Source organism: Variovorax rhizosphaerae (genome assembly GCF_037889975.1).
Lineage (GTDB): Bacteria > Pseudomonadota > Gammaproteobacteria > Burkholderiales > Burkholderiaceae_C > Variovorax > Variovorax rhizosphaerae.
In genome coordinates, this window is record NZ_JBBKZT010000029.1 from 73,031 (window position 1) to 84,014 (window position 10,984).

12 protein-coding genes are annotated in these 10,984 nt (G+C 65.5%); 6 read left to right on the forward strand and 6 right to left on the reverse strand.

The features are described from left to right. Positions 1–30: 30 nt before the first annotated feature. From WKW82_RS35495 to WKW82_RS35510, 4 genes are all read right to left on the reverse strand, one after another. Complete coding sequence (locus WKW82_RS35495) at positions 31–1,017, reverse strand: ABC transporter permease (RefSeq protein ID WP_340347831.1); 987 nt, start codon at positions 1,015–1,017, stop codon at positions 31–33. Further along, positions 1,017–2,021, reverse strand: a complete 1,005-nt coding sequence (locus WKW82_RS35500; protein WP_340347832.1) for an ABC transporter permease — start codon at positions 2,019–2,021, stop codon at positions 1,017–1,019. Before WKW82_RS35500 ends, WKW82_RS35495 begins: the two co-directional genes overlap by 1 nt. Then, on the reverse strand, positions 2,014–3,498 hold the full coding sequence (locus tag WKW82_RS35505; RefSeq protein WP_340347834.1) for a sugar ABC transporter ATP-binding protein: 1,485 nt from the start codon (positions 3,496–3,498) through the stop codon (positions 2,014–2,016). The genes WKW82_RS35500 and WKW82_RS35505 overlap by 8 nt, the downstream gene beginning before the upstream one ends. A gap of 161 nt (positions 3,499–3,659) precedes the next feature. Next, on the reverse strand, positions 3,660–4,661 hold the full coding sequence (locus tag WKW82_RS35510; protein WP_340347836.1) for an autoinducer 2 ABC transporter substrate-binding protein: 1,002 nt from the start codon (positions 4,659–4,661) through the stop codon (positions 3,660–3,662). Between the two features lie 277 nt (positions 4,662–4,938). Here WKW82_RS35510 and WKW82_RS35515 point away from each other — a divergent pair, with 277 nt between their 5' ends. Then, complete coding sequence (locus WKW82_RS35515; protein ID WP_340347838.1) at positions 4,939–5,367, forward strand: cupin domain-containing protein; 429 nt, start codon at positions 4,939–4,941, stop codon at positions 5,365–5,367. Between the two features lie 202 nt (positions 5,368–5,569). On the opposite strand, the gene WKW82_RS35520 is transcribed toward WKW82_RS35515, so the two are convergent. Beyond that, entirely contained in the window at positions 5,570–6,601 is a 1,032-nt protein-coding gene (locus tag WKW82_RS35520) for an aldo/keto reductase (protein ID WP_340347839.1), read from the reverse strand. Positions 6,602–6,862: 261 nt separating this feature from the next. On the opposite strand from WKW82_RS35520, the gene WKW82_RS35525 reads away from it, so the two are divergent. The 4 genes from WKW82_RS35525 to gloA are packed head-to-tail and all read left to right on the forward strand — an operon-like array spanning position 6,863 to position 10,019. Next, the gene (locus tag WKW82_RS35525) at positions 6,863–7,486 is read left to right on the forward strand and encodes a tat (twin-arginine translocation) pathway signal sequence (protein ID WP_340347840.1); all 624 of its coding nucleotides are present in this window, start codon (positions 6,863–6,865) and stop codon (positions 7,484–7,486) included. 47 nt (positions 7,487–7,533) lie between these two features. Further along, positions 7,534–9,102, forward strand: a complete 1,569-nt coding sequence (locus WKW82_RS35530) for a GMC family oxidoreductase (protein ID WP_340347841.1) — start codon at positions 7,534–7,536, stop codon at positions 9,100–9,102. Positions 9,103–9,135: 33 nt separating this feature from the next. Then, positions 9,136–9,483, forward strand: a complete 348-nt coding sequence (locus WKW82_RS35535; RefSeq protein WP_340347843.1) for a ribbon-helix-helix domain-containing protein — start codon at positions 9,136–9,138, stop codon at positions 9,481–9,483. Beyond that, complete coding sequence (gloA, locus tag WKW82_RS35540; protein WP_340347845.1) at positions 9,480–10,019, forward strand: lactoylglutathione lyase; 540 nt, start codon at positions 9,480–9,482, stop codon at positions 10,017–10,019. The genes WKW82_RS35535 and gloA overlap by 4 nt, the downstream gene beginning before the upstream one ends. Here the strand turns inward: gloA and tnpB are convergent. Further along, positions 9,902–10,696 carry an IS66 family insertion sequence element accessory protein TnpB gene (gene tnpB, locus WKW82_RS35545; RefSeq protein WP_340347847.1) on the reverse strand — a complete coding sequence of 265 codons (795 nt, stop codon included), beginning with the start codon at positions 10,694–10,696 and terminating at the stop codon, positions 9,902–9,904. The two genes, gloA and tnpB, sit on opposite strands and share 118 nt — an antisense overlap. Positions 10,697–10,813: 117 nt before the next feature. Between tnpB and WKW82_RS35550 the strand changes: the two genes are divergently transcribed. Further along, a partial coding sequence (locus tag WKW82_RS35550; RefSeq protein WP_340347849.1) for a transposase occupies positions 10,814–10,984 on the forward strand: 171 nt, incomplete at its 3' end.

Sequence of the window (10,984 nt, forward strand, 5' to 3'; positions counted from 1 at the left end):
ACTGGAACGGGTGCCCAAGGCGCCCAGCAGTCAACCGCGCGCTCCGCGGAACCCGTCCAGTCTCGCCCCCATCGCCGTCACCGCGATGATCAGCGCCCCCCAGATCGCGAGCGTGAGAAAGGGGCTGAAGTCCAGCAGGTTGAACGCCGACGAAATGACCTGCAGCAGGACCAGCGCCATTACCAGCCCGCCCACCCTGCCGAAGCCGCCCAGCGGGTCCACACCGCCGAGCACCGCGGCGAGGATGGTCACCAGCAGGTAGCTCTCGCCATAAGACGCATTGGCCGAATTGAAGCGCGCCATCATCACCAGCGCCGCCACCACCGCCAGCAGGCTCGACAGCACATACACGCCCATCAGCACGCGCCGCGTGTCCACGCCCGAGTAGCGCGTCGCCTTCTCGCTCGATCCGATCATGTAGACCTTGTGGCCGAACGGGCTCTTGTTGAGCAGCACCGCCATCGGCACGCACAGCGCCATGAAGATCATCAGCGCCACCGGCACGCCGGCCAGCGTGCCATTGCCCAGGAACACGATCGGCTCCGGAAAGCCCGAGATCACATTGCCGCGCGTGAGCCCGATCGACAGGCCCTTGCACAGCGTCATCGTGCCCAGCGTCGCGAGGATCGGCGACACGCCGAGGTACGCGATGACGAAGCCGTTGATGAGGCCCACCACCAGCGCCACACCGACGCCGGCGAGGATCGCGATGACCTGCCAGCCGCCCCACATGAAACCCTCCGCGCCCGGCACCTGCGTGGTGAGCACCCAGCCCATCGTCAGCGCGCACAGATTGGCCGTGGCGATGATCGACAGGTTCAAGCCGCCTGACAGCAGCGTCACCATCATCGCCAGCGACAGGATGCCCAGCTCCGGCAACTGGAAGGCCATCGACTGCAGCGAGCCGACGCTGAAGAAGCGTTCGCCCAGCAACAACCCGAACACCGCCAGCAGCGCCACCAGCACCAGCGACAACATCGGCACCGTGCCGCCGCGCAGGAAGCGTGCGAGCGCCATCAGTTGATCGCCTTCGTTGCGCGCCGGCGGCGCTCCGACCAGGCCGTCATCGACACCGCCACGAGGATGGTCAGCCCCACGAACCACTGGTTCCAGTACGAGGACACGCCGATCAGCACCAGCCCGTTCTGCAGGATCGCCAGCAGCGCGACGCCGAGGATCGCGCCCATCACCGTGCCCACGCCGCCCGTGAGGCTCGCGCCGCCCAGCACCACGGCTGCCAACACGTCGAGCTCCTTGCCGACCAGCACCGTCGGCGTGACCGACTGCGCCAGTTGCGCCTGCACCAGCGAGGCCACACCCGCGACAAAACCCAGGTAGCCGTAGACCAGCACGTTGAGCCGGAACACATGGAAACCCAGGCGCTGCGCCGCATCCTTGTTGCCGCCCATCGCGTAGATCTGCCGGCCGATGTTGGTCCTGTTCAGCAGCAGCCACGCCGCAAGGAAGGACAGCACCAGCACGATGATCTGCAGGTTCAGCGCATAGGGCACGCCATTCGCGTCCTCCTGCTCGAACCACCAGATGCCGTCGCGGAAGAACTTGGGCAGCGAGGTGATGTACTTGCCGCCGGTCGAGAAGATCAGCAGGCCGTAGAAGATGTTGAGCGTCGCGATCGACACGATGATCGAGGAGATGCCCAGCTTGGTGATGAACACCGCGTTGATCACGCCGCACACGATGCCGACCGTTGCCGCGATGGCGAACAGCGGCAACCAGCCCAGCCCATGGTTGATGCCGATGGTCAGCGCGATGTACTGCGCAATCGACGCTGTGGCCGTGAACGAAATGTCGATGCCGCCCGAGATCAGCACCACCAGCAGGCCCGACGCCAGGATGCCAATGAAGGCGTTCGAGGTCAGCAGGTCGTAGAGGTTCTGCACGGTGAGGAAACTGTCGGTCGCCAGCGAGAGCACCAGCGACATCACCAGGATGACGGCGAGCAGCCAGAACTCGTGGCTGCGGCGGAAGCGCTGGAGCGCGGTGCTGCCCTTGTTATGCATCGACCATCGCCTGCAGTTCCTCTTCTGACGAGCCATGCGGTACGCGCTCGCCGACCAGCTTGCCGCCCCGCATCACCAGCACCCGATGCGCGTGATAGAAAACCTCGGGAATCTCGTCCGAGATCAGTAGGATCGCGACGCCCTTGGCCGCCAGCGCGCGCACCACTTCGTAGATGCCGTCCTTGGCCGCGATGTCGACGCCGACGGTCGGGCTGTCGAGGATCAGCAACTTGGGCGCCGTCGCCATCCACTTGGCCAGCACCACGCGCTGCTGGTTGCCGCCGGACAGCGTGCGCACCGCGTTGTCCGCGTTCGGCGCCTTGATCGCCAGCTCCTTGATCCAGTGCTGCGCCGTGGACTGGCGCGTCTGCTCCGGCACCAGGCCAATGCGGTTGGTCAGCTTGTCCAGCACGGTCACCAGGATGTTCGAAGAGATCGGCTGCTCCAGCACCAAGCCCAGGTTGAGCCGGTCCTCGGAGACGTAGGCGATGCCCTCCTCGATCGCCTGCGCATTGGTCTTCAGCGCGAGCGGCTTGCCGTTCAGGCGGATCTCGCCCGCGGTCGGCTGGTTCATGCCGAATAGCGACAGCGCCAACTCGGTGCGTCCGGAGCCGAGCAGCCCCGTCAGCCCGACGATCTCGCCGGCGCGGATATCGAGGCTCACGTCTTCGTACTGACCGGCGCGCGTGAGGTGGCTCACCGACAGCACCACGTCAGCGGTCGTCCAGTCCGTCAGCGATGTCTTGTAGGCAAAGGACTTGCCGGTCATCAGCGTCGCGAGCTTCTTGTCGTCCATCTCGCGCGCCGGGAATTCGCCGACCTTGGCGCCGTCGCGCAGCACCGTCACGCGCTCGGCGATCTCCATGACTTCGTCAAGCCGGTGTGACACGAACACGATGCAGATGCCGTGCCGCTTCAGATCGGCCACAAGCCGGACCAGCGCATCAACCTCGTGCCGCGACAGCGAGGCCGTCGGCTCGTCCATGATCACCAGCTTCGCGTCGGCCGCCATCGCGCGGCAGATCGCGACCAGTTGCCGGTTCGCGATCGACAGGTCCTCCACCCGCTCGTCCGGGTCCAGCGACGCACCGATGCGCGCCATCGCGGCCGCGGCCGTCGCGCGCAGCCGCTTCCAGTTCACCACCTGCGGCCGACCGAGGTGGCTGGCAATCGAGATGTTCTCCGCCACCGTGAGGTTGGGGAACAGCGACAGGTCCTGGTAGATCACCTGGATGCCGCAGGCGGTGGAGTGCACCGGATCGAGGCGCGGATACTCCCGCCCCCCGATCACGATGCGCCCGCCCGGCTCGGGCGCCAACACGCCCGAGATGATCTTGATCAGCGTCGACTTGCCCGAGCCGTTCTCGCCGACCAGGCAATGCACCTCGCCGGCTGCCAGCGAGAGGTCGACATCGCGCAATGCGACGACGCCGCCGAAGCGCTTGGAGATCGCCTTCAAATCAAGAAAATTCGCCAATCAAGCCTCAAGCGCTTCCGCATTCAGACATTAGCCACCGCCCGGAGCAACCCCATTCCAGGAACACCGCGGAACCGGCTTTCCCGGGCCGCTGGTGTTGCCCCGCTGAGGGGTTGGAGGAGCGACGCGAAGTGCGTGGATCCTGGGGGAGAGCAACAGTGCTAGAGGCCGCCAGCAATCAGACCCGCAACGGTCTCATTGTTGATCCGCATGATCTTGTCGACCTTGATCAGCTTGCCCGGCACGTCGACAGAAGCCTTGCCCAGCCCCGGTATCTCGACGCCATCCTTGATCGGCTTGCCGTCCAGCACCAGCCGTGCCACCGCGACCATCGCGTAGCCCGCATCCGTCGGATTCCACAGAAAGCCCTCGCGAATGATCCCGTCGGCGATCAGGTCCTTGGCCTGCGACGGCAGCACCGTGCCGACCACCGCAATCTTCTTGCCCAGCCGCTTCTCGCGCACCGCGTTGCCCGCGCCGATCGGCCCATTGGAACCAAAGCCGAGGATGCCCTTGAGATTCGGATACGCCTTGATCACGTCCAGCGTGGTCTTGTACGAGGTGTCGATCTCGTCCGCGCCCGGGAAGCGGTCCGCCGCCAGCTTCATCTTCGGATAGTTCTTCTTCTGGTAGGCGATGGCCGCATCGGCCCACTTGTTGTGCAGCGGCGTAGTCAGCGTGCCGACGTACACCACGTACTCACCCGACTCGCCCATGTCCTTGGCGATGCGCTGCATCTGCACCTCGCCGAACTTCACCGAGTCGATCAGTTCCACGTTCCAGTCGCGCCCTTCCTGCTCCGGTCCCTCGTGCGTGATCACCTTGATGCCGGCCGCCTGCGCCCGCTTGAGCACCGGCTCGCACACCTTCACGTCCAGGGGCACCAGGCCGATCACGGTCACCTTCTTGGCGATCTGGTCCTCGAGCAGCTTGACCTGCTGCGCCGGGTCGACATTGGCCGGGCCGACCATGGTGGCATCGATGCTGAAGTCCTTGGCGCCCTTCACGATGCCCTTCTCGACCGCGTTGAACCACGGGATGCCCGCGATCTTCACCACGGTCACCATCGACGGATTCGCCGCGAAGGCGAGCCGGCTGGCGAGCCCCGATGCGCCGGCCATGGCCGCGCTTCCCAATGTCTTGAGAGTCTTGCGTCTGTTCACTGGTTGTCTCCATGTTGACTCGCGGTCTTGGCGAGCCTTGTTGCCCTCCCAGGATGCGAACGCGAAGCTGCGGGAATGCTAGTGCCGCCGGTTGCAATTGACAACGGGGCCGCGGTGCGCCTTACCCTGATACCGACGCATGGGCAGCGGACGCGCGCCCGGCGCCCGAGTGCGATTTGCAGTTCAATTCCGCCGGGGCGATCGTTCAGATCGGCATCGCCCGATCGCGTTGGCGCAAGCCTCGACGCGCATTCCACTCACCCAGAATGGAGACCATATGAAGCCGAAGACCACTGAAGAGTATGTGCAGATCGACGAGGTGGAATGGCAGCCGTTCCCGGACGCCTTTTCCACCGGGGGCATTCGCTGGAAGCTGCTGAACGTGTCGCCCGGCTCGGGCGCGTGGACGGCGATCTTCGACTGCCCCGCCGGCTCATCCTTCGCACCGCACATCCATGCCGGCCCGGGCGAATACCTGCTGACCAAGGGCAAGATGGACGTGCGCGGCGGCAAGGCCGCGGGCGGTGCTACCGCCATCGCACCGGGCTACGGATTCGAGTCCTCGGGCGCGCGGCACGACAAGACCAACTTCCCGGTCGACAGCGAGTTCTACATGACCTTTCTCGGCCCGCTGACCTTCATCAAGCCCGACGGCAGCCCGATCGCGGTGATCGGCTGGGAAGAGGCGCAAGGCGCCTGGGGTTGAGAAGGCGAGAAACTTTCTACTGCGGCCACCGATCTTGGGCCTGCGGTGTTTGGCTCCGGCACAACAAGCGCTATCGCGAAGTTGTTAGCCTCTGCCGCAACTTCGTTGTCACCGCACGAGAGTGCGGTTCTGCGCCGCAGACCCGACCTCGGCGCCCTCGCTACGAAACCTTCACACCTTCTCGGAAACCTGACTCGCTGAGTCAGCTTGTCGGGGCGGACGGGTCGAGCATGCCCGCCGACTTCAGGTCGCTCCACAACGCGGCCGGCACCATCGCTTCCGCATCGGCCGCGTTGGCCTCGATCTCCTGCGGCTTCACGCCACCGAGCACCACGGTGACCACGGCCGGATGCGCCATTGCGAACTGCAGCGCAGCACGGCGGATCGACGTGTCGTGCGCCGCGCAGATCTTCTCGATCTTGCGCACGCGCTCCATGATGTCCTCCGGCACCGGCCCGTATTCGAAGTGAGCGCCCGGCACCGCGCCGGTGGCCAGGATGCCGGAATTGAAGACGCCCGCCAGCATCACGCCGATGTTCTTCTGCACCGCCAGCGGCAGGAACTCGGCCAGCCCGTTCTGGATGAGCAGCGAGTAGCGCCCGGCCAGCATCGCCACGTCGAAATCGCCAGCCTTGGCGAACTTCACGCTGATGTCGGCCTCGTTGATGCCGAAGCCGATGGCGGCGACCACCTTCTCGCTGCGCAGCTTGTCGAGCGCCTTGTAGGCGCCATCCATGGCCTCCTTGAAGTAGCGCTCCGCATCCACGCGCCCATGCGTCCACACGTCGCAGTCGTGGATCAGCAGCACGTCGATGCGGCTCAGCCCGGTGCGCAGCAAGGACTGCTCGACCGAGCGCATCGTGCCGTCGTAGGTGTAGTCGAAGCGCGGTGCGTGCGGATAGCCGCCGGCAAAACCGGGCGAGTACACATCGGGGTTCCTCGGCGGCGGTTGGGTGAAGGCGTCCATCACGCGGCCGATCTTGGTCGAAACGATGACCTCATCGCGCGGCACATGCCGCAGGCCCGCGCCGACGCGGGATTCAGCCAACCCGTTGCCGTAGTGCGGCGAACTGTCGAACACGCGCACCCCGCACTGCCAGGCCCGCTCGATCGTCGAGATCGACGTCTTCTCATCGAGCAGTTCGTAGAGATCGCCCATGGGCGCGGTGCCAAGGCCAATTGCCGAGAAGGCCAGGTCCGTTCCGTTGCGAGTCCTGAAGTTGCGTGACTTCATCGGTATGTCTCCTCGTTGGATGCCGCGCGAGCTTAGCGCGGCTTGCCATTGCTTGCGCGCCACGCGCGCGCGAAGGTAGCCTGCGGCCACCAGCGAGTTGCGCCGTGCACCGCCTCCCGAGCCGGCGAGCGGGCCAGGCCAGCCGCCCAAGGGCTTTCCCTTGTAGGTAGCCAGCTAAAACCCGGCGCCTGAAAGCGGGTGCAACACTGCGCAGCACAGGGCCGCATCGAGCCCGTCGAACGATGAAACAGGAGACATGACATGCGTGTGATTCCCATCGCACCGTTGGGCCTTGCCGGCGCCGATGCGTGCAGCGACGAAGACAACGGCCAGGTTCCCAAGCTTGCCCTGCCCCTGGCGCGACGCGAGTTCCTCAAGGGTTCCGGCATCCTCATGGGCACCATCGCCGCCGGCTCCGTGCTGGCCGCGCTGGCGCCCTCGTCCGTCTGGGCGCTGGAGCTGAAGCAGCTCAGCGAGAGCGAGGGCACGACACTGATGGCCATGGGCCGCGTGCTTTATCCGCACAAGAAACTGCCCGACGCCGTCTATGCATTGCTGGCCAAGGACCTCGACGGCAAGGCCGATGCACTGCCCGTCGTGAAGGCCGGCATCGCCAGCCTCGACCAGGCCACCGGCGGCAGCTTCGTGAAGGCCCCTGCCGCGAAGAAGCTGGCCGCCGTCAAGGCCATCGAAGGCACGCCCTTCTTCAACACCGTGCGCGGCCAGTGCGTGACCTCGCTCTACGACAACGACATGGCCTTCGCCGCGCTCGGCTACCCCGGCTCGGCCTGGGAAAAAGGCGGCTACATCACGCGCGGCTTCCAGGACCTGAAGTGGCTCCCTGCGCCGCCGCAAGCCGCCAGCCCTCCGCCCTACATGGGCTGAAGCCCCGCCAGCCACGTCCACGTACACAGCAAGCAGGAGACAGACAAATGGCGAAGTTCGACAACACGGACGACTCGGTGGTCGTCATCATCGGCTCGGGCGCCGGCGGCGGCACCCTGACCAACGAGCTGGCCCAGAAGGGCATCAAGGTCGTGGTGCTGGAGGCCGGCGCAACCCAATCCAGCAACACCTTCATCAACGACGAATGGAAGTCCTTCGGGCAACTGGCCTGGCTGGACAACCGCACCACCTCCGGCAGCTGGCGCGTGGCCAAGGACTTCCCCAACCTGCCGGCCTGGACCTGCAAGACCGTCGGCGGCACCACCACCCACTGGGCCGGCGCGTCGCTGCGACTGGAGGCGCACGAGTTCAAGGCACGCAGCACCTACGGCGAGATCAAGGGCGCCAACCTGATGGACTGGCCCGTCACGCTCAAGGAGCTGGAGCCTTACTACGACCGCGCCGAGGACAAGATGGGCGTCACACGCACCCACGGTATCCCGGGCCTGCCGGGCAACAACAACTTCAAGGTGATGTACGCCGGCGCCACCAAGCTCGGCTACAAGCAGGTGCACACCGGCAACATGGCGATCAACAGCCAGCCGCGAGACGACCGCGCCCGCTGCCTGCAACTGGGCTTCTGCTTCCAGGGCTGCAAGAGTGGCGCCAAGTGGAGCACCCTCTACACCGAGCTGCCCAAGGCCGAGAAGACCGGCAACATGGACCTGCGCCCCGAAAGCCACGTCAGCCGCATCGAGCACAACGACGCCGGCAAGGTCACGGGCGTCGTCTACTTCGACAAGGACGGCAAGGAGCAGCGCCAGAAGGCGCGCGTCGTCTGCGTGGCGGCCAACTCGATCGAGACGGCGCGCCTCTTGTTGCTCTCTGCCTCCAACAAGTACAAGGACGGCCTGGCCAACAGTTCCGGCCAGGTCGGGCGCAACTACATGCGGCACCTGACCGGCTCCGTGTACGGCCTGTTCAAGCAACCGGTGAACATGTACCGCGGCACCACGATGGCCGGCATCATCCGCGACGAAGCCCACAACAACCCGAAGCGCGGCTTCGTCGGCGGCTACGAGATGGAAACGCTGGCGCTGGGCGTGCCCTTCATGGCCGCCTTCCTGGACCCGGGTGGCTGGGGCAGCGGCTTCACCGAGTACATGGAGAACTACACCAACATCGCCGGCATGTGGATCGTCGGCGAGGACATGCCGCGCGAAAGCAACCGCATCACGCTGCACGCCACGCTCAAGGACAAGTGGGGCAACCCCATCCCCAACGTGCACTTCGACGACCACGAGAACGACATCCGGATGCGCGAGCACGCCTTCCGCCAGGGCCAGCGCGTCTATGCGGCGGCCGGCGCCATCAAGTCCTTCCGCACGCCGCCGTATCCGAGCACCCACAACCTCGGCACCTGCCGCATGGGCACCGACCCGAAGACCAGCGTCTGCAACGCGCACGGCCAGACGCACGACATCCCCAACCTGTTCATCAGCGACGGCAGCCAGTTCACCACCGGCGGCGCGGAAAACCCCACGCTCACCATCGTGACGCTGGCCATCCGGCAAGCGGAGTACATTGCCAGCGCGATGACCGCCCGCACGGTGTAGCCAAGGTTGCGGGCCCACCCAAGGAGACAAGCCATGTGTGAGTTCTTCGTCAAGGCCGATCCGATCCAGTACGAGCAGCGCTCCCGCACCGTGCGCATCCACGGCGTGCTGACCAGCTTGCGGCTGGAGAACATGATGTGGGACACCCTCGCCGAGATGGCCGAGGAGGAAGGCCGCACCACCAACGCGCTGATCGCCCTCTTCCACGACGAGATCATGGCGCACCGCGGCGAAGTGCCCAACTTCGCGTCCTTCCTGCGTGTGACCTGCATGCGTTATCTTCGACGTCGGCTGATGGCGCTGGAGCAAGCACCGCGTACCATCGCCACCTCCCCCAAACTCACACCCATCCACCCTTTGGCAGTAGCGCACGCACGATGAGCTTCGACACGGAAAACCACCCGGGCGTGTGCGCCCAACCCAGCAACGCATCGCAGGGCTTCGTCTTCAACCACAGCATGCTGCGCGTGAAGGACCCGGCTGTCGCGCTGGACTTCTACACCCGCGTCTTCGGCATGCGCGTGCTGCGCAAGCTCGACTTTCCGGAGATGAAGTTCTCGCTGTATTTCCTGCACCGGCCCGTGGCGGACAACCCGCCGCCGGAAGACATCGGCGAGCGCACCGCCTGGACCTTCAGCCAGACCGGCATCCTCGAGTTCACCCACAACTGGGGCACCGAGGACGACCCGGACTTCAAGTACCACGATGGCAATGCGCAACCGCAGGGCTTCGGCCACATCTGCTTCTCCGTGCCGGACCTGGACGCCGCCATCAAGTGGTTCGACGACAACCAGGTCCCCTACGTCAAGCGCCCCGAGCAGGGCAAGATGAAGGACGTGGCCTTCATCAAGGACCCGGACGGGTACTGGATCGAAATTGTCGACCCTGCGCGCCTGAAGAACCTCGGGCGGAGTTGAATCAGCGGAGTTGAATCAGCGGAGTTGAACCAGATCGCCTGCTGATCGACCCGTTTCGACAGTTCGGCTGCGCTGTCCTTGCGCTCGCTGAGCGGTCGACCAAGTACGCGCTGGCGTCGCGCGCGACAGCAGCGTGAACTTGACGAGTTCTGGGCATCCCAAGCCCACGGATGGAGCCCGGTGTTCGCGAAGAAGCGGTGTCGCGTTACAAGGTGAATGGCAGCGCCGGAGATGATCGACACATCATTTGGTGCGAGCCCATGGGTTACAGGCGCCGCGGTTGCCAACAGTAGGAACGCCGCCCGAACGAGGCTCATATCAAGCAGATCAGGCACGGCTGATATGAGCACCTGCAACTCGGGCAGCCGCTGCCACGGCAGGCCCACCACCAGCGCCTCGAACTGCTGCGCCGTCAGTTGCAGGGTGGGTGCAGCGGCGCTGGCCGACGCGCTGGTCCACGCAAAGCTGCCGCTGTGCAGCCGTCGCGTGGCACACCACACGCCGAAGCCGTCGTGCACCAGCAGCTTGACGCGCGTTGCCCGCGCGTTGGCGAACAGCCAGCCGTGGTGGGCCTGGGCCTGGCCGACGGTGTTGACCACCACCGCCAGCAGCCGGTCGGCGCCCGCGCGCATGTCCTGGGGCTGCGTGCACAGCCACAACGCGTCGATGCGGATCATGGCGCGCTCGCGCCAGTACCCAGCACGGGCCGAGGTCAGCTCGCGCAGCTGACCTGCCCCCTCTCAGCCGTACCAGCTTAAACGCAGTGAGGTCCGTCAACCTGGAGAATGACGGACATGAGAAAGAGCAGATTCACCGAAGAGCAGATCATCGGTTTCATCAAGCAGGCCGAGGCCGGCCTGCCGATCAAGGAGCTGTGCCGCAAGGGCGGCTTCAGCGATGCGACCTTCTACAAATGGCGCGCCAAGTACGGCGGCATGGACGTGCCCGATGCCCGGCGACTGCGT